This window comes from Roseomonas sp. HF4, assembly GCF_005222755.1.
In the GTDB taxonomy this organism is placed as follows: Bacteria; Pseudomonadota; Alphaproteobacteria; order Acetobacterales; family Acetobacteraceae; genus Neoroseomonas.
Genome location: NZ_STGD01000002.1, coordinates 125,602 through 149,822, shown reverse-complemented (window position 1 = coordinate 149,822; position 24,221 = coordinate 125,602). Strand labels below are relative to the sequence as shown.

Genomic DNA, 24,221 nt, shown 5'->3' with positions numbered 1-24,221 from the left:
ACCATCATGGCGGATCTTCTCGTCGTCTCCTTCCCCACCGAGGCACAGGCGGAGGAAGTGCGCACGCGCCTGCTCGGCATGCAGAAGGAATACCTGATCGAGCTCGGCGACGCGGTTGTCGCGGTGAAGGGGCCGGACGGCACGGTCAAGCTCAACCAGGTGTTCAACCCAACCGCGATGGGCGCGGCCTCTGGCGCGCTCTGGGGCACGCTGATCGGCATGCTGTTCCTGATGCCACTGGTCGGTACCGCGCTCGGCGCGGGAGCGGGGGCGCTCAGCGGCAAGCTAACCGATGTCGGCATCAACGACGCCTTCATGAAGGATGTCGCGGCGACGCTCGAATCCGGCCACGCCGCATTGTTCCTGCTCATCCGCAAGGTGACGGGCGACAAGGTGCTGGCCGAGTTCCGCGGCATCGGGGGCAAGGTGATGCGGTCCTCCTTCGATGAGACGAAGGAAGCCGCGCTGCGCGAGGCGCTGGCCACCGCGCAGGACGCCGCCCGCGGAGCCGCGACGCCGGCATGAGGCGCGGCGTTCCGGCGGCCGCGCTTCTCGTCGCCCTGGCGACCATGCCCGCACGCGCCGAGGAGCGCGTGCGCGGCGACGATCGCGGCACCTGGAGCTTCACCTACGAGAACGACCTCCTGGCCGGCACCGACCGCTACTACACGAGCGGCTTCCAGTTCGCGTGGCGGTCTTCCTCCTACGACCCGCCGGCCTGGCTCGCCTTCCTGACCGACCGGCCGAGCCTGATCTTCCCGACCGGCGGCACGCCGCGCTGGGGCCTCGCCTTCGGGCAGAACATCTTCACGCCGGCCGATACCGACCGCCGCAATCCCGACCCGCTGGACCGGCCCTATGCCGGCTGGCTCTACGGCGCAATCAACCTCGCCTCCTACACCGCCCGGGACTACGGCAGCATCGAACTGCAGCTCGGCGTGGTCGGGCCTTCCGCGCTCGGCGAGCAGACGCAGAACAACGTCCACGACTTCCTCAACATCGACCGCGCCTATGGCTGGGACTACCAGCTCAAGGACGAGCCGGGCGTGAACCTGATCCTGACGCGCCAGTGGCGCTTCAACTCCGACCCGGTCTGGGACGACATCGCCCTCGGCATCGTGCCGACGGTCTTGGCGAGCCTGGGCAATGTGCAGACCTATGCCGGCGCGGGGGTCATGGTCAGGTTCGGCACCGAGCTGGAGGCGGATTTCGGCCCGCCCCGGATGCGCCCCTCGGTAGCGGGCTCGGCCTTCTACCAGCCGGACGGGCGCTGGGGCTGGTATGTCTTCGGCGCGTTGGAAGGGCGCGCGGTCGCGCAGGACATCTTCCTCGACGGCAACACCTGGCGCGACAGCCGCAGCGTGGACCGGGAGCCGCTCGTGGGCGACGTGAGCGCGGGCCTTGCGTTCATCATGCCCTTCGCACGCCTGACCCTCGCCTATACCGCCAGGTCCCGGGAATTCGAGACGCAGCGCAACACCGCGCAATACGGGTCGGCCAGCCTGTCCTTCCGCTTCTGACGGTGATTTTCAGGCCGCCGCCATCGCAAGGCCGAGCAGCAGCGCCAGCAGCAGCAGCGCAAGCCCAGCGACAGGCCAGGCCCGCAGCGCCTGCTCGGCCCGCATGAGCGCCGGCCCGGTCGGCGCCAGCCCATGCAGGACGCGCCGGGCGAGCAGGATAACGTCGCCTTCGGGCACCACCGGAAGCGATGCGCCCCAGCGCACCAGCAGGGCGAACAGCGCAGCGCCGGCCAGCACCGGCCACAGCGCCTTCGCGATCGAACCGGCATCGAGCGGCGCCGCGCCAGGCGCCAGCGCCCAGGGCAGCAGCAGCGCCGCCGCCGCCATGCCGAGCCACGGCAGCAGCAGGGCAGGGGCGGGGCGCGCCGCGTCCTCCGCCGCGGAGCCCGCCGCCAGGCGGCGCACGAAATGCAGCATGAGCAGCGTCGAGCCCGCGGCCGAGGCCGCCGACAGCATGCCCGCGATGCCGCCGCCGAGTTCGGGCTTCACCGCTTCCTTGGCCAGCCATCCACCGGTCAGCGGCATGCCGCCGAAGCCGAGCGCGAGCACGATGGCGGGCAGGAGCACCCAGGCGCGCGCCCGCCCGCCGCAGGTGGCCGCGACGCCGACGGCGAGGAACAGCGCCCCCTTCGCCAGCACGTGGTGCAGCGCGTAGAACGCTGCCGAGGCCGGCGTCGTGGCGAGGCCGAGCACGATGCCCATGCCGATGGCCGCGGCGACGACGCCCATCTGGCTGACACTCGAATAGGCCAGCACGGTCTTGGGGTTGCGCTGCGTCACGCCGGCCGCAACGCCCCAGAAGGCCGTCGCGAAGCCGATCACGACCAGGGCTTCGCCCCAGCCCACGGGTGTCGCGCCCGGCGGCAGGAACCGGACCAGCCCGATGACGCCCGCCTTGATGATGGCCCCGCTCAGCACCGCCGAGGCCGGCATGGGGGCGGCCGGATGCGCCAGCGGCAGCCAGACATGCAGCGGCACCAGCCCCGCCTTCAGGCCGAAGCCGAGAACGAGCAGCCCGATCGTCACATCGCGCAGCGGCGCCGCGGCGAGGTGGGGCAGCACCTCCGCGATCGCGAGCGTCTCCCCCGGCGCCGACGCCGCCAGGAGCGCGAAGGCAGCCAGGAGCGCGGCCTCGCCCAGCACGGTCAGCATCAGGTAAGTCGCGCCGGCCGACCACGCGCGCGCCGTCCGGTCGTGGATGACGAGGCCCCAGGCGGGAAGGCTCGCCAGCGCGAAGACGAGATAGAAGGAGACGAGGTCGCCCGCGACGAACACGCCGAGGCTGCCCGCCATGGTCGGGAGCCACCAGGCGGCGAAGCGCACCAGCCCGTCCGGCGGCATGTAGGCGCGCGCATAGACGGATGCCGCGAGCCAGAGCAGCGACGCCGCGCCGAGCAGCAGCGCCGACGGCCCGTCGAGCGAGAGCGTCAGCGACAGGCGCGGATAGAACAAGAGCGGCGCCCCGCCTGCCGCGAGAAGCGCGCAGGCGAGCCCGGGCAGCGGTGCCAGCCACAGCAGCCCGGTCGCCCGCGCGCGCAGCCGCGGCACGGCCAGCGCCGCCAGCAGCAGCAGCGGCGCCGCCGGTGTCGCGGCCAGCAGCAGCGCGGTCACGGCAGCATGTCCATGCGCCCGACCTGCACGAGGCCGAAGGCCGCCAGCGGCACGAGGCCGAGCAGCACGGACAGGATCGCGAGGCCAAGCGCGATCGCCTCGGGCGCGGCGGCGCGCGGGGCGGGCGGGCCCGCGCCGCCGCCGGCGAGCCCCGCCGCCAGCACGCGATACACGTAGCCGCCGGTCAGCAGCCCGCCCGCGAGGATCACGAGCGCCCACCACCACTGCCCGCCCTCGATCGCCGCGCTCAGCAGCAACCACTTGGCCGCGAAGCCGCCGGACGGTGGCACGCCCATCAGCGTCAACCCGGCCAGGCCGAAGGTCAGCAGCGGCACCGGCGCGGCGCGACCGGCCCCGGCCAGGCCATCCAGCCGATCATGCCCGATCCGCGCGGCCATGAGGCCGACGGCCAGGAACATCGCCGCCTTGGCCAGCGCATGCGAAACCGCCTGCAGGATGCCGCCGGTCCAGGCCTTGGCCGCGGTCTCGGTGTCCGGCATCGCCGCCATCAGCGGGAACATCAGGAACAGGTATCCGATCTGCGCGACGGTCGAGTAGGCGACCAGCAGCTTGAGGCGCGGCTGAGCCAGCGCCGCGACGCTGCCGAGCAGGATGGCCGCGGCGCCGAGCGCGGCCAGCAACTGCCCCGCCGCCGGCCCCGGGATGCCGGCCAGCACGCCGTACCAGAGCCGCAGCAGCAGCACGAAGGAGCCCTTCACGACCAGCGCCGAGAGCACTGCGCTGCCCGCGGCGGGCGCGCCCGCATGGGCGGGCGGCAGCCAGAGATGCAGCGGCAGCAGCGCGGTCTTGGCGAGCAGCCCCGCCGTCATCAGCGCCGCGGCGACGACGACCGGCAGGCTGCCGTCGACGCGCCCGGCCAGCAGCACGACATCGAGCGTGCCCGCCACGCCATAGAGCAGCGCCGCGCCCAGCAGGTAGAGGACCGAGCCCAGCAGCGCGAACATCAGGTAGCGCAGCGCCGCGGCCAGCGTCTCCCGCCGGCCGTCGAGCGCCACCAGCGGCATCGCCGCGAAGGTCAGCAGTTCGAGCGCGACATAGGCGGTGAAGAGGTCGTTCGCGACCAGCGCCAGGTTGGTCGCGCCCCAGATGCCGAGCAGCAGCGGCCAGAAGGCGAAGGCGGCGCGCGCCTCGGGCGCGCCCGCCGGCGTGCCGAACTGCGCGCGTGCGAAGACCGCGGTCGCACCGATCACGACCGCAGCCGCCAGCAGCATCGCCGCCGAGAGCCCATCCGCCCTGAGCGCCAGGCCGAGCGGCGGCGCCCAGTGCCCGAGCGCATGCCAGAGCGGCGCACCCGCGGCCTGCACCGCGACGGCGGTGCCGAGCGCGAGCAGCAGCCCCACGGGCATGAGCGCCAGCGCCAGCCGTTCCGCCCACCGCGCGCCGAGCGGCAGCGCAGCGACCATGCCCGCGACCGGGAGCATGACCGCGAGCAGGGGCAGGAAGCCCCATGGCGTCGCCCCGTCGGGCGGCATCAGGGCCGGTCCTCGGCCTCGGCCAGGCGCAGCACCAGCGCGACGGCCAGCGTCGTGGCGGCGAAGGCGACGACGATGCCGGTCAGCACGATCGCCTGCGGCACGGGGTCGGCCGCGAGCCCGGCGGCCGCGCCGCGCCGTGCGACGGCGCCGAACACGAGGAAGACGCCGCCGCCCAGCAGGTTGAAGGCCAGGATTCGCAGCAGCGGCTCCGGCCTCGCCAGCAGGCCGAACAGGCCGATGCCGACCAGCGCGGCGCCGAGCAGGCCGAAGACGGTGGCCGTCATCGCGCCACCGCGGGGCCGAGCACCAGCAGCGCCAGCGCGACCGCGATCGAGCCCGTCAGCACCACCTCCACCGCCAGGATCGTCGCCTTCGCAGCACCCGGCGCATAGGCGAGGAAGGCGCCTTCGAGTAGCAGCCCGCCGAACCCCGCCAGGATGAAGGCGAGCGGCCCCACGGCGACCGCGGCGCGCAGCCAGGCCGCGCCCGTCGGCGGCGGCGCGGCGAGCCCCGCCATCCAGGGCAGCAGCCACATCGCCGCCAGGATCGCCGCCGCCTGGAACTTCCCCCCCGGCGCATCCGCGCCGACCCAGAGGACATGCGCGGCCACGACGATGCCGAACGGCGGCAGCAGCCGCGCGAGCAGCGCGAGCGGCCCTTCCGTCGCGCGCGGCTGCGTCCATCCCGGCGCGCCGCCCCAGGCGCGGTTCGGCGTCAGGGCCCAGATGCCGATGACCGCGAGCGCCAGGACCGCGGCCTCCAGCAGCGTGTCGAGCGCGCGGAAGCCCATCAGCACGCCCGTCACGGGGTTGCCGAGGTCGAGCGCCGGGAGGCTCGCCACCACCATCGGCGCGAGGCTCGGCGCAGGATCCGGCAGCGCCAGGATGGCGGCGCCGAGCGCGGCCGTGACGGTGGCGCAGGCGATCCCGATAGCCACGACCTGCGCGCGCCTCGGCGGCTTCTCATCGACTGGCGCGCCCGTCCGGGCAAGCCGCCGCGCCGCGCCGAGCAGCAGCAGGCCCGAAAGTCCCGCCCCGATCGCCGCCTCGGTCAGCGCCACGTCCAGCGCCTCGAGGCGCACCCAGGCGAAGCCCATCAGCAGCCCGAAGGCGACAAACAGCGCGACCGCGGTGAAGACCTGCCGGGCCAGCACCACCCCGAGCGCGAGCGCCAGGATCGCTGCCGCGATCAGCAGGTCTGCGAGATGCCCGGCGGTCATCCGCCCGCCCCCCCGCGCCGCGCCAGCCGCGCGAGGATCGGGCCGGAGGCCGCGCTCGACAGCAGCACCAGCGCCCAGACCGCGAACAGGCGCAGGACGCCGCCCGCGCTTTCCGCCTGCGCCGCCAGGCCCAGCACGATGAGCCCGAGGCCGAGATGATCCGCCTTGGTCAGCGCATGCAGGCGGCTTGCCGTGTCCGGAAAGCGGAGCAGCCCCGCCGTGCCGGCCACGAAGAACAGCAGGCCGGCCAGCACCGCGGCCACGGTGAAGGCATCGAGCAGCAGGGTCATGCTGGCGGGTCCCCGTCCTCGCCGGGCGCGCCGCGTGCCAGTGCTACGGTGGCGAAGGCCGCGAGCAGCGCCAGCGTCAACGCCGCATCCGTCAGCCCCGGCGTCCCGGTCGCCGCGCCGAGCAGGAGCAGCACGGCGATGCCGCCCGTGCCGAGCAGCTGCGCCGCCATGACGCGATCCGCGATGCCCGGCCCGCGCAGGACGCGCGCCAATCCGGCCACGACCGTCGCCAGCACGAGCAACGCCGCGGCTCCGAGCGCCTCAGCCATCGAGGCCGAAGGCGCGGGCGAAGCGCGCCTCCTCCGCCGTCATGGCCTCCGCCACCGCGCCCTCGGCCTCGAGCGCATGGATGAGGACGGCGCCGCCAGCGAGCCCGCCCGCGGGCAGTGTTCCGGGCAGCAGGCTTGCATAGGCGAGGAAGGCGTCGCGCGCCGTGCCCGGCGGCAGTCGCGGCGTCCACTCGATCGTTCCCGGGCGCGGGGCGGCGCGCGGGTCGAGCGCAATCCTCGCGACCGCGAGGCCGGCGCGCAGCGCCTGCCACGGGAACCGCAAGACCAGCAGGGCAAGCGCCGCCGGGCGTGGGCGCAACCGCGCCGGCGGCATGAGCTGCAGACTGGCCGCGGTCCCGAGCGCCGCCGCGATCAGCCCGACCGGCAGCGCCGCCGTGCCCGCGATGGCGAGCCAGAAAAGCAGCAGCATGGCGAAGCGGAGCGCCGCCGCCGCCGCCATGTCACGCCTCGGTCGCCGCGGCCGCGCGGGCCGGCGGGCGGCCGCCGAAGACGGCGACATAGAGCGTCGGCAGGAAGACCAGCGTCAGCAGCGTGGCCACCAGCAGCCCGCCCATGATGGCGAAGGCCATGGGCCCCCAGAACACCGTGGGCGCGATCGGGATCAGCCCCAGAATGGTCGACAGCGCGGTCAGCATCATCGGCCGCAGGCGCGACGAGGCGGCGGCGACGACGGCCTCCCGCACCTCGCGTCCCTCCGCCCGGTCGGTCTCGATCTGGATGATCAGGATGATGGCGTTCTTCGCGATCATGCCGAGCAGCGAGAGGATGCCCAGGATCGCGACGAACCCCAGCGGCCGGCCGAAGGCCAGCAGCGCCAGCACCACGCCGATGATGCCGAGCGGCAGCAGCGCCAGCACCAGGCCGAGGCGGCGGAACGACACCAGCTGGAACATCAGCAGCGTCAGCATCAGCACCAGCATCATCGGCACCACCGCCAGCACGCTCGCCTGGCTGTAGGCGCTCTCCTCCGCGATGCCGCCGAGGTCGACGCGATAGGGTGCTTCCAGCCGCGCGTTCAGCGCGGCGATCTGCGGCGTGAGTTGCGCCACCACGCTGTCGGGCAGCACGCCGGGGTTGACGTCGGCGCGCACGGTCAGCGTGGGCACGCGGTTCCGCCGCCAGATCAGCGGGAATTCCTGCGCGTATTCGAAGCGGGCGAGCTGCGTCAGCGGCACCGTCCGCCCGCCGGGCAGCGGCACCTGGATCTCACGCAGCGTGTCGAGCGACAGGCGCTGCTCGGCCGTGGCGCGCGCGATCACCGGGATAAGGTAGATGTCGTCGCGCAGCTGCGTGACCGTGGTGCCGGTGACGGCGGCGTTGAGCGCCGCGGCCACCTGCGCGGACGACAGGCCGAGCAGGCGCGCCTGGTCCTGGTCGACGCGCACGCGCATCTCGCGCGCCGGCTCCATCCAGTCGAAATGGACCTGCCGGGCGCCGCGCGCCGCGGCCATCATGCCCGCCACCTCCTGCGCGATGTCGCGCACGCGCTCGATGTCGGGGCCGTTGACGCGGTACTGGACCGGCCAGCCGACCGGTGGGCCGAGCTCGAGCGGATAGACGCGCGAGACCGCGGCTGGGAATTCCTCGGCCAGCAGCGTCTCGAGCCGCTGCTGCAGGCGTTCGCGCCCTGGCAGGTCCTTCGCCACCACCACCACCTGCGAGAAGAAGGGCAGCGCCAGCTGCACGTTCAGCGGCAGGTAGAAGCGGATGGCGCCACGCCCGACATAGGTCGACCAGCGCGCGACATCCGGGTCCGCGGCCAGCGCGGCATCGAGCCGCAGCGCCGCCTGTTCGCTCGCGAAGATCGATGCGTTCTGCGGCAGCGTCACGTCGACCAGCAATTCGGTGCGGTCGGAGGAGGGGAAGAACTGCCGCGGCACGAATTGGGAGGCGAAGATCGCAAGGCCGAACACTGCGACCGTGATGCCGATCGTGATCCACTTGGCGCGCATTGCCAGCGACAGGAAGGCAACGTAGCCGCGCATCAGCCGCCCGGGCTGCGCCGGTTCCGCCCCGCCGGCGGGCGCCTTCAGGATGGCCATCCCGAGCAGCGGCGCGAAGACGACGGCGACGAACCACGACACGATCAGCGCGATGGCGACCACCGCGAAGATCGAGAAGGTGTATTCGCCGGCCGAGGATTGCGCGAAGCCGATCGGCAGGAACCCCGCGATGGTCACCAGCGTGCCGGTCAGCATCGACGACGCCAGCGAGGAATAGGCGAAGGTGGCCGCCTTTTCCTTGGTGTCGCCCGCCGACAGGCGGCGGATCATGGCGTCGATGGTGGTCATCGCATCATCGACCAGCAGCGTCAGCGCGATGATCAGCGCGCCAAGGGAGATGCGCTGCAGGTCGATGCCGAACACCGACATCAGCGGGAAGACAATGGCGAGCGTCAGCGGGATCGATAGCGCCACCACCGCGCCCGCGCGCATGCCGAGCGCCAGGAACGACACCGCCATGATGATCAGGATCGCCTGCCACAGGCTTTCGGTGAAGTCGCCGATCGCCTCGTCAACCGTGACCGCCTGGTCGGCCACCAGGATGGGCTCGATGCCGATCGGCAGTTCGGCGCGGATCCTCGCCATCTCCGCCTTGATGTTCTGGCCCAGCGCCAGGATGTCGCCGGCGGCGCGCATCGCGACCGCGAGGCCGATGGCGGGCGTCCCGTTCACCCGGAACATCGGCTGCGGCGGATCGGCCGTGCCGCGGCGCACCTGCGCGAGGTCGCCCAGTCGGAAGATGCGCTCGCCGATCACGAAGTTGACCGCGAGGATGTCCGCCTCGTTCTCGAAGGCGCCTGAGACGCGCACCGCCAGGCGTTCCTGCCCGGTCTCGATCACCCCGGCGGGGCGCACCAGGTTCTGCGCCTGCAGCGCGGCGACCAGCGCGCCGTAGTTCAGTCCGAGCCCGGCCAGGCGCTCGGTCGAGAACTCGATGAAGATGCGTTCGTCCTGCGCGCCCAGGATCTCGACCTTCGAGACATCGGGCACCAGCAGCAGGCGGGACCGGGCATCCTCGACGAAGTCGCGCAGTTCGCGCTGGGTGAAGCCGTCGGCGGTGAAGCCGTAGATGATGCCGAAGGTGTCGCCGAAATCATCGTTGAAGAAGGGGCCGAGCACGCCCTGGGGCAGGGTGTGGCGCATGTCGGCCACGCGCCGGCGCACCTGGTACCACGTGTCCGGCACCACCGCGGGCGGCGTCGTGCCCTTGAGGTCGACGAAGATCGTGGTCTGCCCCGCGACGGTGTAGGAGCGCAGCCTGTCGAGGTTCGGCGTTTCCTGCAGCGTGCGCTCCAGGCGCTCCGTCACCTGCAGGATGGTCTCCTCGACCGAGGCACCCGGCCAGACGGCGGAGACCACCATGGTGCGGAAGGTGAAGGCCGGGTCCTCGTTGCGGCCGAGCTTGACGAAGGCGAAGGCGCCGGCGACCAGCGCCACGATCATGAAATAGACGACGAGCGAGCGGTTGCCGATCGACCAGGCCGAGAGGTTCGGCCCGATCATCGTGCGACGTCCTTCACGCGCGCGGTCATCGCGCGACTTCCTCCACTGCGCGCGATCATCGCGCGACTTTCTCTAATGCGCGCGATCATCGCGCGACGCCCAGCAGGCGCACCTTCTGCCCCGGTCGCAGCGCCTGAACGCCCGCCGTGACGATCACCTCGCCCGCCTCGAGCCCCTGGCCCACCACCACGTGGCCGGCGTCGTGGCGAACCAGCTCGACGGTGCGTACCGCCACCGTCTCGGTGCGCGGGTCGACCACCCAGACGGCCGGCTGGCGATCGGCGCGGGTCAGTGCCGAAGCCGGAATGGCGTAGCCCGCGCTGGCGCCGAGCGTCATCCGCCCGGTGACGGTGGAGCCGAGCCGCATCGCCGCCGGCGGTTCGACCAGGCCCACGCGGACCTGGAAGGTGCCTGTCACAGGGTCGGCGCGCGGCGCCACCTCGCGCACGCGGCCGGTGGTGCGGACATTCGGGTCGGTGGTGAGCAGCACCTCGATCACCGGGTTGGCCGGGGTCTGGTCCTTCAGCGTGGGGGGCACATCGAATACCGCATCGCGGCCCTCGTCGCGCGCCACCTGCACGATCATGCGGCCGGGCTGCACGACCTCACCGGGCTCGGCGCCGCGGGCGGTGACGCGGCCATCCACGTCGCTCACGAGTTCGGTGTAGGACAGCCGCGTCTCGGCGATGCCGACCTGGGCCACGGCGGCATCGACGGCGGCCTGCGCCGTCTGGCGCGCCTGCGCCGCCTGGTCGAAGCGCACGCGGGTGGTCCAGCCGTCGCGCAGCAATTCGGACTGGCGCCAATAGTTGTTGGAGGCCTCGGTGAGTTGTCCGCGGGCCGCGGTCAGGGAGGCCTGGGCGGCACGCAGGTTGTTCTCCTCGTTGTCGCGGTTGAGCCGCGCCACGACCTGCCCCGGGCGCACCGCGTCGCCGACATTGACCAGCCTCTCGACCATGCGTCCGTCGATGCGGAAGGCAAGATTCACTTCGGTCTCGGCCTGCACCGTGCCGGTCAGCGAGACGACCTCGCCGCCGGTGCTGCGCTCCACCGTCGCGACACGGACCGGCCGGATCTCGGGGGGCGCCGGCGGCGGACCGCCGTCGCAGGCGGCCAGCGCGCCGAGAGCCAGCACAAGGACGAGCGGCAGGGCGAGGGGCTTGGCGAGGATGGGCAGGGGCGGCATGGCGGGATCCCGGGTCGGGGGCAGAGGGTCCTGGTGGCGACGGCCTGGCAACATGCCCGGGCCATGAAGCGAACCGGAAGCGGAACTTCGCCCGGCACGGGCCTCGGGACGTGGCGGGCATTCCGGCGACGGTACGCGCATTGGGCGCGAGACTAGGGTGCCGGCCTGCCGCCGTGATGGGCCGCTCGTCCCCTGCCTGCACGACGCGTCCCAAACGCCCGTCACGGTTGCGCCACGCCGGGCAAGCCCTCGGTCACGCGGCCGATCAGGTAGGGAAAGAACGGGTTGGAGGTGACGCGGGACAGGCTCTCGAGCCCGACCGCCAGGACGCCCCGCTCGCCGCGAATCGCGATGGCCCCGAGGCGCACGCCGAAATTCTCGACCGGGTCGGGCTCGGCGCCGTAGAGCCCGTCCCGTGGCGGGAAGGGCAGCGCGACATGGGAGAGCGAGAAGATGTCCCGCGGCCAGGCGAGTCCAAGCGGCGCCACATCCTCCTCCGTCGCGTCGGCCGCAACGCGCCGCGCGACGGTCTCCACCGTGGTCGGTGCGGCGTTGGCCAGCAGGGTGACGGCGAAGGCGCGCGGCGCCGGCGGCAGCAGCCGCTCCAGCGCCGCGACCGAGGCATCGGTCGCGCCGAACAGAGGTCCGAACCGCGTGTTGCGGTTGAGGTCGAACAGCACGATCTCGCTGCCATTGGCCGGCAGCCGGGCATAGAGGTGCGAGAGCACGGCAGGCGTCGAGACGGTCGCATCCACCACCGACTGGAACGTCAGGACCGGCGGCAGCCCGCCGAGCCGCCCCGCCGCCGCGAGCCGGTCGAGCCGCGCCTGCAGGGCCGCCGTCAGCCGGTGCGTCTGGCGCGCCGCGTTGACCGGGAAGGAATTGTACTTGAACGGGTTGAATTCGGGCTGGAGGTCGAGCCAGGCGGTCTTGGCGAAACGCGGCAGGAGCGCGGGCAGGGCGGCGATGCCGGCGAAGCGTGCGAAGGCCGTGACCCCCACCATGGGGGAGAGCAGCACGATCCGGTCCGCCCGCGGCAAGGCCGGGTCGTCGATCGCGTCCAGCGCGTGCATGAGCGCCAGCGCGCCACCGTTCGAATAGCCGACCAGGTGGAGGGGAGCGTTGGGCCCCGTGCGGCGCCGAGCCTCGCGCACCGCGAGCCGCGTCGCGGCCATCCAGTCTTCCCACGCCGCGCTGATCAGTCCCGCTGGCACCGTGCCGTGCCCCGGCATGCGGATGGCGACGGCCGCGAAGCCCCGCGCGCGATACGCCTCGGCCAGGTGGCGCAGGCTGAAGGGGGCGTCGGTCAGGCCATGAAGGAAGACCGCCGCGCCGCGCACCGGCCCCGCGGGTTCCAGCACGAAGGAGCGATTCCAGTCCTGCGCGAAGCGCATCGGGTTGACCGGGCTCCCCGCGTAGTAGCGGTTCGCCCTGACCCGGTCCGCGCGTTCCAGCTGGTCCGTGACCTCGGTCCGCACGGTGCGGAGGATGGCGTCCTCCGCCGCCAGGTAGACCGGCCAGTCGGCGGCGTCGATCGCCGCGCGCGGCAGTTCCTCGGGCACGAAGGTATGCCAAGGCCCGAGCGGCGGGCCGCGCTGCACGTCGTAGATGCGCAGCCCGAGCACGACCAGCAGCAGCGCAAGCACGGCCGCACCGCCGCGCAGCAGCATCCGGCGTGAGAAGGACAGCATCGTCAGCTCCTCATGCTGTGCCCGGCGTCCCGCCGGGACGCGGGGCGGCCCGGCCGCCGGCGCACCAGTCTTGCACGGTGCGGCGGCGCGTCGGAGGGTGGCGGAGGCGACACCGGACGGCAGGGCGGGCAGGAATGATCGGCGACGGCGGAACGCGCACCATGCTCGGCCTCTGCGCGGCGGTGCTTGTCGCTGCCGCGCTGCAGGCGGGCCAGGCCATCTTCGCCCCCATCGTCTTCGCGCTGTTCGTGATCGCGCTGGTCTGGCCGGTCCAGCGCGCCGTGCAGTCGCGGCTGCCGGCCGGGGTTGCGGTGGTCGCGACGGTGCTCGTGACGCTGGTCGTCGTGGCCGGGCTGGCGCTTGCCATCGCCTGGGGCTTCGGGCGCGTCGCGGAATGGGTGGTGGCCAATGCGGCGCGGCTGCAGGCGCTCTATGCCGCGAAGCTCGCGTGGCTCGACGACCAGGGAATCGCGGCCGCGGGCGCGCTGGCGGAACAGTTCGACGTGCGCTTCCTGGTGCGCATCGCCCAGGGCGTGCTCGCGCAGATGCAGGGCATCATCAGCTTCGCGGTGGTGACGGCGGTCTTCGTCATCCTCGGCCTGCTGGAAGTGCGGCAGGCGTCGGCGCAACTCGAACGGATGGAAGGCAAGCCCGGCGCGCGGCGCGTCGTCGCGGGCCTCGCGGCGACGGGCCAGAAGCTGCGCGTCTACATGGGCGTGCGCACGCTCGCCAGCGTGCTGACCGGCGTCGCGGTCTGGGCCTTCGCCCGCTACATGGGGCTGGACCTCGCGGCGGAATGGGGCGTCATCGCCTTCGTGCTCAACTACATCCCGTTCATCGGGCCGCTGATCGCGACCATCTTCCCGACCGCGGTCGGGCTGCTGCAGTTCGGATCCTGGCAGGCGGTGGTGACGATCTTCGCCGCGCTGCAGGTAATCCAGTTCCTGATCGGCTCCTACCTCGAGCCGCGGCTGACCGGGGCGCGCTTCGCCGTCTCGCCCTTCATGGTGCTGGTCGCGGTCTTCCTCGGCGCCTTCCTCTGGGGCATCCCGGGGGCCTTCATCGGCGTGCCGGTGCTGATCGCGGTCCTGACGCTGTGCGAACAGTTCGAGGGCAGCCGCTGGGTCGCGCGGCTGCTGTCGGGGCGCGTGCCGGAAGACGGGTAAAGGCGCGCCCGCCATCAGAAGGACCCGACCATCCCGCCCAGCAGGATGACCACGACGAGCGCCGCGAGCGACCCGCCGATGCCCACCACCACGATGTCCATGTAGCTCTCGCGGTGGGTGCAGCCGCAGACCGCGAGCAGCGTGATGACCGCGCCGTTGTGCGGCAGGATGTCGAGCGTGCCGGCGCCGATCACGGCGATCCTGTGCAGCAGGCCGGGGTCGATCCCCTCGGCTGCGGCCAGCGCCATGAAGGTCGGCCCCAGCGCCTCCAGCGCGATGGTGAGCCCGCCCGAGGCCGAGCCCGTCAGCGCCGCCAGCACGTTGGTCGCGACCGCGAGCGAGACGAGCGGCCCGCCGCCGATGCCGAGTACCCAGTCCCGCACGGCCTCGAAGGCCGGCATGGCGGCGACGACCGCGCCGAAGCCGACCAGGCTGGCCACGCTGAAGATCGGCAGCACCGCGGCATTAGCGCCGGCATCCATGGTTGCGCGGAGCGACGGGATGCGCCGCCCGTTCAGCGCCAGCAGCGCCACGATGGCGGCGGCCAGCGCCGTCGCGACCGCCCAGACGCCGGCCACGGCCGAGAGCGTCGTGCCCCCCCAGCGCGGCTCGGCCAGGAAGGCGGCATCGACGCGGGGCAGCACGACGAAGGACATCAGCAGGTTCACGACCACCACCACCACCAGGGGTGCGGCGGCGGCGGCGATGCCGGGCATGCGCTCCGTCGGTTCGCTGCGGTGGATCTCGGCCGGGTCGAATTCGCGGGCGGTCACGGCACGCTCGCGGATCAGGGGGTCGTCCACGACATCGTCGGCGCTGACGGCGCGTTCGTCGCCGAACCCCTCGCCGCGGGCACGCGCGGCGGCCTCGGCCCGGCCGAGCCACCAGAGGCCGATGCCGAGCATCACGGCCGAGGCGATGATGCCAAGCCCCGGCGCCGCGAAGGGCGTGGTGCCGAAGAAGGGCATCGGGATGGTGTTCGGGATGGCCGGCGTGCCCGGCAGCGCCGACATGGTGAAGGTGGAGGAGCCCACAATGATCGCGGCCGGCATCAGCCGGCGCGGGATGGCGGCGGCGCGGAACAGCGCGGTCGCCATGGGGGCCAGCACGAAATACGCGACGAACAGGCTGACGCCGCCGTAGGTCACGATGGCGCCGGCCAGCACGACGGCCAGCACCGCGCGCTCGGCGCCGAGCTTCTCGGTCATGAAGGCGGCGATGGCGTTGACCGACCCGCTGTCCTCCATGAGCTTGCCGAACAGCGCGCCCAGCAGGAACAGCGGAAAGAACTGCGCGACGAACCGCCCGGCGCTGCCCATGAAGGTCTGCGTCCAGTGCGCGAGCAGCGGTTCGCCCGCGAAGGCGGCCGCGATCAGTGCCGCCGCCGGGGCCAGCAGCAGCACGGACCAGCCGCGATAGGCCAGCCAGACGAGGACCGCGAGACCCGCGAGGATTCCGATCAGTCCCATCGTGTCACCTCGGGTCCAGCAGATGTTCGATCGGCAGCGTCGAGCGGTGCCCGAGCGCGTCGCCATGGGTGCCGAGGAAGGCGTCGGCCGCGGCCCGGCCTTCGTCGCGCAGCATGGTCAGGAAGTCCCATTCGGCGTTCAGCTTCGACGACGCGCCGAGGGCGGCCAGCATGTCGCTCCGGATCAGGTGGACGCGCATCCTGGCCCAATGCGCGTTCTTCTCGTTGCCCGGGTCGGCGACGTCGCGCAGCAGCGCGATCATGGCCAATTCCTTAAGCAGCACCGCGTTGAACGCGACCTCGTTCAGCCGGTTCAGGATGTCGCGGGCGGATTTCGGCACGCCCGGGCGTTCGACGGGGTTGATGCCGATGATGATGGTGTCGTCCGACACGCATTCGTTGATCAGCGGCGTCATGGTCGGGTTGCCGGAATAGCCGCCGTCCCAATAGGCCTGGCCGTCGATCTCGACGGCCTGGAACATCAGCGGCAGGCAGGCCGAGGCGAGCAGCGCGTCGGGCGACAGATCCGCGTTGCGGAAGATGCGCGGGCGCCCGGTGTGCACGTTCGTCGCCGTGACGAACAGCTTGATGGGGGAGGATGGTAGCCGCTCGAAATCCACGAGGTCCGCGAGGATCGCGGCCAGCGGGTTCGGCAGCCCGAAATCGAGGTCGTAGGGGGAGAAGACCCGCGTCGCGATGTCCATCGCGAGGTAGGCGGGCGAGTTGTCGAGCGTCCAGCGCCCGAGCAGGGCATCGAGGGGGCTGCGCTTCAGCGGACTCAGCGCCGCGGCCTCGGAAACGCGCCGCCAGAACGCCGCGAGCGCGGCGCGGGCACCCTCCCGCCCGCCCTCGAGATGGCCATGCGCGAGCACGACCGCGTTCATCGCCCCGGCCGAGGTGCCGGAGACCGCCTCGATCGTGAGCCGATCCTCCTCCAGCAGCCGGTCGAGGACGCCCCAGGTGAAGGCGCCGTGGCTGCCGCCGCCCTGCAGCGCGAGGTCGACGAGCAGGGTCTCGCGGGACCTGGCCGCAGCCGGCTTCCCGGTCGCGGTGGTCCTCGCCGGCGCGCGGGCGGTCTTGGCGGGCATGCGGGTCTCCAGCCGGGATGTGTGCGCTGCACAATGCGCGTTTCCTGTAGCCGCAGGAATCCTTCCGTGAAACCAAAACCGCGTGACGAGACCAAGGCTGCGCGGTCGTGCGGGACGCTCGGCACAGGTGGCGCATGAGGTGCATATTGTTGCCGGCAAAGGCCGCCCCCTACCGTCGCGGCGTGAATATCGCGGGACAAGGTGGCCGGGCCATGAGCCCACCGATCGGCAGGGGACGCGCAGGCGTCGCCTCGGCATGAGGCCGGCGGCGCGCAGGCTGGCCTTGCACTGCGCGGTGGCCCTCGCCGTCCTGCCGCTGCCGGCCGCGGCGCAGGGCAGCGCCGCCGATGCGGCGACCATCGCCGAGCTGCGCCGCCAGCTCGAGGAGATGCGGCGCCGGCTGGACCAGCTCGAAGCCCGCAGCGCGCCGCCGCCGGCCGCCCGGGCCGCGGTGGTGCCGGCCCGACCGCGCCCGTTCGCCCCCCGCCCCGCCGCCGCACCCGACGCCGAGGCCCGCGCCGCCGCGGCGGAGGCGCGCGCCGCTGCCGCCGAGGCGCGCGCGGCGCAACGCGATCTGGCCGCCGCCGCCTCGACGGCCGCAGGCCCGCCCGGCCTCGCGCCGCCCGACCCGATGGGCCGCCCCTTCGCGACCGAGGAGGCGCTGCGGGCCGACCTGCCCGGCGTCGCCTTCCGCGTGCCCGGCGCCGACACGCAGGTCCGGCTCTATGGCTTCGCCAAGCTGACCGCGCATTACGACCTCGGTCCGCGCAACCAGACCGACGCGCCGGCGCCGCAGACCGTCCCTCTCACGGGCAGTGCGGCGGACCGCCAGGGCGGTGACTTCATCATGGGCGCGCGCTTCAGCCGCTTCGGCGTCGACACCCGCACGCTGACGTCCTGGGGTACCTTGGAGACGCGGCTCGAGGGCGATTTCGGCGGCGGCGCGGCGACCTCGAACAATGCCGTCTTCCGGTTGCGCCAAGCCTGGGCGGAACTGGGCGACGAACGGCTACGCGTGCTGATTGGGCAAGCCAATTCGCTGTGGAACGAGGGTGTCTTCGAGACGCTGATCGACGCCACAAACCTCAACCAGTCCTTCGTCCGCCAGGCGCAGATCCGCCTCACGGGCCGGCTCACGGAGGGGCTGACCGGGCAGGTCTCGATCGAGGCGCCCGAGACCGCCTACACCTCGGCGGGCGGGGTCTTCACGCCGGGGGCGAGCCTGCAGGGCGGTGCCAGCCCCGCGGTCTCCTCGGTGCCGGACCTGCTCGGGCGCCTGACCTGGCGGCAGGACGGGATCGAGCTCGGCCTGCGCGGCATGCTGAGGCAGATCGAGATCCGCACGGACGGCACCGCGGCCGCGGCGCAGCCGGTGTCGGAAACCGCGCCTGGATGGGGCTTCGCCGGCCACGCGCGGCTGCCGATGGCGCTGCTCTGGGATGCTCTGGGGACGGACGAGATCGCCGCCATGGCCTTCTACGGCGAAGGCATCGGCCGCTATTTCGCCGGCCAGAGCTCGGGGCAGGATGCGCTGACGGACCTCGGCCTTCCGGGGGTCGTGGCGCCCGGGCTCGACACCGTCGCCTCCTACGGCGCGACCGTCGCCTACCGGCGGTTCTGGGCGACGACGCTGCGCAGCACCTTCTCCTATGCCTATGCGCGGGCCGACTATCCGTCCTATGCGCTCGGCTTCGCGCCGGGCTCGGCGCCGGCGCTCTCCCTGAACCGGGAGACGCAGCAGGCGATCGTGAACCTCATCTGGAGTCCCTTCGCCGAGGTGCGCAACGGCGTCTTCGGCAGCGGCTGGCTCGATGTCGGACTGGAATACGTGTTCACGCGGCGCGACCTCTATGGCGGCGCGGCCGCGGCGGGGGCGGCAGGGGTCGGACATGGGATCGCGAACCGCATCCTCTTTGCGGCCATCGCCCGGTTCTGATGGCGGGCCGGGGCCCTTCCGCGCAGACGAACGCGCGATCGCATAATCCCGTTTTATTGCACATGCGTTTAGCCTACCGCCGCCGCTGGGTCCCGCCCGCAGCCGGCCGAAGCGCCAGGGAGCCACGAGGGATATGACGGTACGGAACAGGACGGCAGGGAACGATGCGAGATGCGCGGCGACCGTCCTTTGGCGGCTTCCGCTCCTCCTCGCCATCCTGCTGCAGACGGCCTGCGCGAACATCGACCGCGGTGACCCGCCGCCCGGCCGCACGGCCGAGAGCATCCGGATCCTCGGCCTGCCGAATGCCCGGTTCTGGTTCGATTCGGACCCCGGCGCGATCAGCCGCGAAATCAGCATGATGGAGGAACGTCAGGCCGCGGCGTTGCCCGCGGGCCGGCGCGGCGGGCTGCCGCCCGCGAACTACCTGGCGCTGTCCGGCGGCGGCGACAATGGCGCCTTCGGCGCCGGGCTGATGGCGGGCTGGACGCAAACCGACCGCCGGCCGGTCTTCGACCTGGTGACCGGCATCTCCGCAGGCGCGCTGATCGCGCCCTTCGCCTTCCTCGGCCCGGATTACGACCCACAACTGCGGGAGGTCTTCACCGAGGTCGCGCCGCGCGATGTCGTCCTGCTGCGCGGCCGTCTGCGCGCCGTACTGTTCGGGGAGGCGCTGGCCGACACCTCGCCGCTCTATGCCCTGATCGAGCGGCATGTGAACGACGCGATGATGGCCGCCGTCGCGCGCGAATACGGGAAGGGGCGGCTGCTGCTGATCGGCACGACGAACCTCGACCTGGGCCGGCCGGTCTTCTGGAACATCGGCGCCATCGCGGCGAGCGGCCAACCCGGGTCGCTCGACCTGTTCCGCCGCATCCTGCTCGCCTCCGCCTCCATCCCCGGGGCCTTCCCGCCGGTGCTGATCGACGTCGAGGACGCCGGGCGCCGCTACCAGGAGATGCACGTTGACGGCGGCGCCGCGCTGCAGATGTTCCTCTACCCGACGCTGGTCGACGGCCGGGAGCCCCGGTCGCGGCGCCAACGCACCGCCTGGATCGTGCGGAACGGGCGGCTCGACGTGGAATGGGCCACGACGAACCGGTCGATCCTGTCCATCACCGGGCGGTCGGCATCGACGCTGCTGCATTTCAGCGCCGTGAACGACATCCTGCGCATCTACCTCGCGACGCAGCGCGACGGGGTCGCCTTCCGCCTCGCCTACATCGGCCCGGAATTCCAGGAGACGCGCGACGAGCCCTTCGACAACCGCTTCATGCGGGCACTCTTTGCCCATGGGGAGGCGCAGGGCCGCGCCGGCGACCGGTGGCGGGACAGGGTGCGGACCATCGGCTCGATCGAGCCCGCGCGTCCGGCGCCTTAGAGGTGGCGCCTGTCGCACGGAGCGGCTTCGCGGCTTCTGCGATCGGATACCGACCTTCGGACGAGGGTGCGGGACGTCACGTCAAGCCGGGGAACGCGGGGCAAATGCGAGTGCGGCGCAAAGGCGTCTAGTCTGGCTCGGGCTGGATGACCGGGCGTCGCCCCATGGCGGCACGGGGGAGGACCGCACGGCATGACGCGACAACGCTTATCGTCCCCTCCACATCGCCCTCTGCCTGCGCGCGCCTGAAGACCGACGTCCGGAGAGACCATGGACACGCTCAATGCCGTCCTCGCCCGCATCGACGCCGATGCCGATGCCGCCCTCGAGCGGCTTTTCGCGCTGCTGCGGATCCGGTCGATCTCGACCGACCCGGCCTATGCGGCCGAATGCAAGGCCTGCGCGGACTGGCACGCCGCCGACCTCGCCTCGATCGGCTTCGAGGCGACGGCGCGGCCGACGCCGGGGCATCCGATCGTGGTCGGCCATCATCGCGCGGGGAACGGCCCCTCGGCGCTGTTCTACGGCCATTACGACGTGCAGCCGGTCGACCCGCTCGACCTCTGGGACCACGACCCCTTCGAGCCCAGGATCGAGACGCGCGCGGACGGCACCAAGGTGATCCGCGGCCGCGGCGCGTCCGACGACAAGGGCCAGGTGATGACCTTCATCGAGGCCTGCCGCGCCTGGAAGGCGGTGACGGGCAGCCTGCCCGTCCCGCTGACGGTGCTGCTGGAGGGGGAGGAGGAATCGGGCGGCGTCAACCTGCCGCCCTTCCTGCGGGCGAACGCGGCGGAGCTGAAGGCCGACATCGGCCTGATCTGCGACACCAACATGTGGGACCCGGCGACGCCCGCCATCCAGACCATGCTGCGCGGCCTCTGCGGGGAGGAGATCATCATCACCGCGGCCGACCGGGACCTCCATTCGGGCTTCTACGGATCGGCCGCCGCAAATCCGAACCACATCCTGGCGCGGATCATCGCCGACCTGCGTGACGCGGACGGCCGGATCACGCTGCCCGGCTTCTACGACGGCGTGCCGGAACTGCCCGAGGCGCTGCGCCGGCAGTGGGACAGCCTGGAGTTCGACGCCGGCGCCTTCCTCGGCGCGGTCGGCCTGTCCGTGCCGGCCGGGGAGAAGGGGCGCAGCGTGCTGGAGATGACCTGGTCGCGCCCGACCTGCGAGGTGAACGGCATGGGCGGCGGCTACCAGGGCGCGGGCTTCAAGACCGTGATCCCCTCGGTCGCCTCGGCCAAGATCTCCTTTCGGCTGGTGTTCGACCAGGACCCGCACAAGGTGCGCGCGGCGTTCCGGGACTTCGTGCGCGCCCGCGTGCCGGCCGACTGCAAGGTCGAGTTCCTCGAGCACGGCTCGGGCAGCGCCATCCGCTTCCCGATCGAGGACGCGGCCTTCGGCAAGGCGCGGGATGCGCTGACCGCGGAATGGGGCAAGCCCGCGGTCTTCATCGGCGGCGGCGGCTCCATCCCCGTGACGGCGGAACTCAAGCAGGCGCTCGGCATGGACGTGATCCTCGCCGGCTTCGCGCTGGAGGACGACCGGATCCACAGCCCGAACGAGAAATACGACCTGCACTGCTTCCGACACGGCATGCGGTCCTGGGCGCGCATCCTGCACGCGCTGGCCTCCTGACGTGAGCACGGCAGCCGAGGCGCCCAAGACGGCGATGCAGAAACTGCTCGACGCGGTCGAGCGCGTGGGCAACCGCGTGCCCCACCCGGTCATGATCTTCGTCTACCTCATCGTGATCGTGATCGCGCTCTCGGCCGTGCTGGGCCTGATGGGCGTCGAGGTCCGCTACCAGGCCTACAACCCCGCGACGGGGGACATCGAGCCCGCCTACACCGCGGCGCGCAGCCTGCTGACGGTGGACGGCATCCGCTTCATGTTCACGGGCGTCGTCCAGAACTTCATGAACTTCAACGCGGTCGGCGTCATCATCGTGGCCATGGTCGGCGTCGGCGTTGCCGAGGAAGCGGGCCTGGTCAAGGCGCTGATCCGCAAGCTCGTGGTGGTGGCGCCGGCCGGGGCGCTGACCTACATCCTGGTCTTCGTCGGCATCGTCTCCTCCATCGCCGCCGATGCCGGATACCTCGTGCTGATCCCGCTGGCGGCGGCGGCCTTCATCAGCGTGGGCCGCCACCCGCTGGCGGGGCTGGCGGCGGCCTTCGCGGCGGTGGCCTCGGCCTTCCTGGTCAACATCCTGATCGTGCCGACCGACGGCATCCTGACGGAGATCACCAACGACGCGATCCGCCTGGTGAACCCGAACGTCTCGATCGACCTCGCGGCCAACGTCTGGTTCTCGATCGGCTCGGTCGTGCTGCTGACCATCCTGATCGGCGTGATCACCGAGAAGGTGATCGAGCCCCGCCTCGGCCCCTACACGGGCGACTACCAGGTGCCGGGCGAGACCGGGCTTTCGGAGGACGAGTACCGCGGGTTGCGCTACGCGCTGTTCGGCCTGCTGGGCGTCTTCGCCTTCCTGGCGCTGCTCACGCTGCCGCCGGGCGCGCCGCTGCGGCACCCGGAGACCGGGGCGATCATCGGCGCCTCGCCCTTCATGAACAGCCTGATCGTCTCGATCGCGCTGGTCTTCCTGGTCTGCGGCGTCGGCTACGGGCTCGGTGCGCGCACCATGACCACGACGAACGACGTCGTGGCGGCCATGCAGAAGGCGATCTCGGGCCTCGCTGGCCTGATCCTGCTTCTGCTGGTGATCAGCCAGTTCATCGCCTTCTTCAACTACACGAACATGGCGACGCTTGCGGCCGTCTCGCTCGCGCGCGTGCTTCAGCAGATGAACCTCGACGCGCTCTGGCTGCTGATCGGCTTCGTGCTGGTGGTGTTCCTGCTCGACCTCGTGATCACGGCGGCGATCGCGAAATGGGCGATCTTCGCGCCCATCTTCGTCCCCCTGCTGATGCAGCTCGGCGTCGAGCCCGAGGCGGTGCTCGCGGCCTATCGCGTGGGCGACAGCCCGATGAACTCGATCACGCCGCTCAACGCCTATTTCGCGATGATCGTGACCTTCGCGATCAAGTACCAGAAGGATGCGGGCGTCGGCACGGTCATTGCGCTGATGCTGCCCTACGTGATGGTGATCTGCGTGGTCTGGACGGCCTTCCTCGCGGCATGGCACCTGCTTGCCCTGCCCTGGGGCCTCTGATGCATGGCGTCCTCACGCCCCACCCGACGCGCCATCCTCGCGGCGTGCCTCGCGTTCGCGGCGGCCCCGGCCGCGGCGCAGCAGCGCGGCCGGCCGGACCCGAACCCGGACGCCTCGATCGAGATCGAGCAGGTCCGGGTCGGCGTGCTGGCGCTGGGCGGGTCGGTCGGCGGCGGGCGGCTCCGCTTCCGCGGGGAGGAACACCGCTTCACGGTGCGCGGGCTCGAATTCGGCAGCGTCGGCGTCTCCTCGCTCTCGGCGCGGGGGGAGGTTTTCGGCCTGCGGCGGCTCGAGGACTTCGCCGGCCGCTACACCGAACAGGTGGAGCCGCGCGACCGCGCCGTCGGCCCGGGGCCAGAGACGCGCTGGCTGCGCAATGCCGCCGGCGTCCGGCTCCGACTGCGGACCGAGCGGTCGGGCGGGCAGCTCCGCTTCAACGAGGCCGGGATCACGATCGAGCTCCGCTGATGGGCCGCGACCGATGATCGACGGCTTCCTCGTCGCCAAGCTGATCAGCTTCTGGCTGTTCGGCTTCTCGACCCTGATCACCATCATCAATCCCTTCGGGATCGCCTTCGTCTTCCACGACATGACGCGCTGGCTGACGGCGCGCGAGCGTGCGCGGCTGGCGCGCCAGATCGGCATCAATTCCTTCGTCGTGCTGGTGGTGGCGCTGTTCCTGGGGTCGCGCGTGCTGTCCTTCTTCGGCATCTCGCTCGAGGCGCTGCGGATCGGCGGCGGGCTCGCCGTCGCCGCGTCGGGCTGGACCATGCTGCGCGCGCAGCCCGAGGCGTCGAAGGCCCCCCAGGCGATGGACACCGCGCCGATCGAGCGAATGGCCTTCTTCCCGCTGACGCTGCCGCTGACCACGGGGCCGGGGTCGATCGCGGCCTCCATCGCGCTCGGTGCCGAGCGGACGGCGGAGACGCAGGGCGTGCTGCTGGTCAGCGCGATCTCCTCGGTGCTGGTCGCGGCCTCGGTTGCGGCCTGCGTCTGGATTGCCTACGCCTATTCCGAGGCGATCGCGCGGCGGATCGGCCCGCAGGGGACGCTGGTCGCGACCAAGCTCACGGCCTTCCTGCTGCTCTGCATCGGCGTGCAGATCATCCTGACCGGGGTGACCGACGCCCTGCGGCTCCTGCTGGCCGCGCGCGCGTGACCACGGACCGCGCACCGGGAGAAT

At 72.1% G+C, this 24,221-nt stretch carries 21 protein-coding genes; 9 read left to right on the top strand and 12 right to left on the bottom strand.

The genetic code is table 11. From position 1 onward, the window contains the following. The first annotated feature begins 6 nt into the window (after positions 1 to 6). Positions 7 to 525 (top strand): DUF1269 domain-containing protein, encoded by a 519-nt coding sequence (locus tag E8M80_RS03650; RefSeq protein ID WP_137124305.1) that lies wholly within the window; start codon positions 7 to 9, stop codon positions 523 to 525. Next, positions 522 to 1,520, top strand: a complete 999-nt coding sequence (locus E8M80_RS03645) for a lipid A deacylase LpxR family protein (protein ID WP_137124304.1) — start codon at positions 522 to 524, stop codon at positions 1,518 to 1,520. Before E8M80_RS03650 ends, E8M80_RS03645 begins: the two co-directional genes overlap by 4 nt. Positions 1,521 to 1,529: 9 nt before the next feature. On the opposite strand, the gene E8M80_RS03640 is transcribed toward E8M80_RS03645, so the two are convergent. The 10 genes from E8M80_RS03640 to E8M80_RS03595 form a co-directional block, all read right to left on the bottom strand. Continuing rightward, positions 1,530 to 3,131 carry a complex I subunit 5 family protein gene (locus E8M80_RS03640; RefSeq protein WP_137124303.1) on the bottom strand — a complete coding sequence of 534 codons (1,602 nt, stop codon included), beginning with the start codon at positions 3,129 to 3,131 and terminating at the stop codon, positions 1,530 to 1,532. Beyond that, the gene (locus E8M80_RS03635; RefSeq protein WP_137124302.1) at positions 3,128 to 4,624 is read right to left on the bottom strand and encodes a complex I subunit 5 family protein; all 1,497 of its coding nucleotides are present in this window, start codon (positions 4,622 to 4,624) and stop codon (positions 3,128 to 3,130) included. Before E8M80_RS03635 ends, E8M80_RS03640 begins: the two co-directional genes overlap by 4 nt. After that, complete coding sequence (locus E8M80_RS03630) at positions 4,624 to 4,911, bottom strand: NADH-quinone oxidoreductase subunit K (RefSeq protein ID WP_137124301.1); 288 nt, start codon at positions 4,909 to 4,911, stop codon at positions 4,624 to 4,626. Before E8M80_RS03630 ends, E8M80_RS03635 begins: the two co-directional genes overlap by 1 nt. Then, on the bottom strand, positions 4,908 to 5,846 hold the full coding sequence (locus E8M80_RS03625) for a hydrogenase subunit MbhD domain-containing protein (RefSeq protein WP_137124300.1): 939 nt from the start codon (positions 5,844 to 5,846) through the stop codon (positions 4,908 to 4,910). The genes E8M80_RS03630 and E8M80_RS03625 overlap by 4 nt, the downstream gene beginning before the upstream one ends. Next, positions 5,843 to 6,136 (bottom strand): monovalent cation/H(+) antiporter subunit G, encoded by a 294-nt coding sequence (locus E8M80_RS03620; RefSeq protein WP_137124299.1) that lies wholly within the window; start codon positions 6,134 to 6,136, stop codon positions 5,843 to 5,845. Before E8M80_RS03620 ends, E8M80_RS03625 begins: the two co-directional genes overlap by 4 nt. Continuing rightward, complete coding sequence (locus tag E8M80_RS03615) at positions 6,133 to 6,405, bottom strand: monovalent cation/H+ antiporter complex subunit F (protein ID WP_137124298.1); 273 nt, start codon at positions 6,403 to 6,405, stop codon at positions 6,133 to 6,135. Before E8M80_RS03615 ends, E8M80_RS03620 begins: the two co-directional genes overlap by 4 nt. Next, a complete protein-coding gene (locus E8M80_RS03610; RefSeq protein ID WP_137124297.1) occupies positions 6,398 to 6,865 on the bottom strand; it encodes a Na+/H+ antiporter subunit E in 468 nt (155 codons plus the stop codon). Before E8M80_RS03610 ends, E8M80_RS03615 begins: the two co-directional genes overlap by 8 nt. Before the next feature lies 1 nt (position 6,866). Beyond that, a complete protein-coding gene (locus E8M80_RS03605) occupies positions 6,867 to 9,932 on the bottom strand; it encodes an efflux RND transporter permease subunit (RefSeq protein ID WP_137124296.1) in 3,066 nt (1,021 codons plus the stop codon). A gap of 85 nt (positions 9,933 to 10,017) precedes the next feature. Beyond that, entirely contained in the window at positions 10,018 to 11,118 is a 1,101-nt protein-coding gene (locus tag E8M80_RS03600; protein ID WP_137124295.1) for an efflux RND transporter periplasmic adaptor subunit, read from the bottom strand. A 221-nt stretch (positions 11,119 to 11,339) separates the two neighbouring features. Further along, positions 11,340 to 12,809, bottom strand: coding sequence for a carboxylesterase (locus E8M80_RS03595; RefSeq protein WP_137124294.1), 1,470 nt, complete (start codon positions 12,807 to 12,809; stop codon positions 11,340 to 11,342). A 134-nt stretch (positions 12,810 to 12,943) separates the two neighbouring features. Between E8M80_RS03595 and E8M80_RS03590 the strand changes: the two genes are divergently transcribed. Continuing rightward, entirely contained in the window at positions 12,944 to 13,975 is a 1,032-nt protein-coding gene (locus E8M80_RS03590; RefSeq protein WP_170979179.1) for an AI-2E family transporter, read from the top strand. A gap of 14 nt (positions 13,976 to 13,989) precedes the next feature. Here the strand turns inward: E8M80_RS03590 and E8M80_RS03585 are convergent, their stop codons facing one another. Then, positions 13,990 to 15,444, bottom strand: coding sequence for a GntP family permease (locus tag E8M80_RS03585; RefSeq protein WP_137124293.1), 1,455 nt, complete (start codon positions 15,442 to 15,444; stop codon positions 13,990 to 13,992). 4 nt (positions 15,445 to 15,448) lie between these two features. After that, positions 15,449 to 16,531 carry a patatin-like phospholipase family protein gene (locus tag E8M80_RS03580; protein ID WP_137124292.1) on the bottom strand — a complete coding sequence of 361 codons (1,083 nt, stop codon included), beginning with the start codon at positions 16,529 to 16,531 and terminating at the stop codon, positions 15,449 to 15,451. A gap of 295 nt (positions 16,532 to 16,826) precedes the next feature. Between E8M80_RS03580 and E8M80_RS03575 the strand changes: the two genes are divergently transcribed. The 6 genes from E8M80_RS03575 to E8M80_RS03550 all read left to right on the top strand — a co-directional run bounded on the left by E8M80_RS03575 (position 16,827) and on the right by E8M80_RS03550 (position 24,197). Next, a complete protein-coding gene (locus E8M80_RS03575; protein ID WP_170979178.1) occupies positions 16,827 to 18,467 on the top strand; it encodes a DcaP family trimeric outer membrane transporter in 1,641 nt (546 codons plus the stop codon). A gap of 133 nt (positions 18,468 to 18,600) precedes the next feature. Continuing rightward, the gene (locus E8M80_RS03570) at positions 18,601 to 19,848 is read left to right on the top strand and encodes a patatin-like phospholipase family protein (protein WP_137124290.1); all 1,248 of its coding nucleotides are present in this window, start codon (positions 18,601 to 18,603) and stop codon (positions 19,846 to 19,848) included. A 270-nt stretch (positions 19,849 to 20,118) separates the two neighbouring features. Continuing rightward, positions 20,119 to 21,501: a M20/M25/M40 family metallo-hydrolase gene (locus E8M80_RS03565; protein WP_137124289.1), complete on the top strand. Its 1,383-nt coding sequence runs from the start codon at positions 20,119 to 20,121 to the stop codon at positions 21,499 to 21,501. A gap of 1 nt (position 21,502) precedes the next feature. Next, on the top strand, positions 21,503 to 23,038 hold the full coding sequence (locus E8M80_RS03560; protein WP_137124288.1) for an AbgT family transporter: 1,536 nt from the start codon (positions 21,503 to 21,505) through the stop codon (positions 23,036 to 23,038). Between the two features lie 3 nt (positions 23,039 to 23,041). Next, complete coding sequence (locus tag E8M80_RS03555) at positions 23,042 to 23,506, top strand: hypothetical protein (RefSeq protein WP_137124287.1); 465 nt, start codon at positions 23,042 to 23,044, stop codon at positions 23,504 to 23,506. Positions 23,507 to 23,519: 13 nt separating this feature from the next. Next, entirely contained in the window at positions 23,520 to 24,197 is a 678-nt protein-coding gene (locus E8M80_RS03550; RefSeq protein ID WP_137124286.1) for a MarC family protein, read from the top strand. Positions 24,198 to 24,221: the final 24 nt, after the last annotated feature.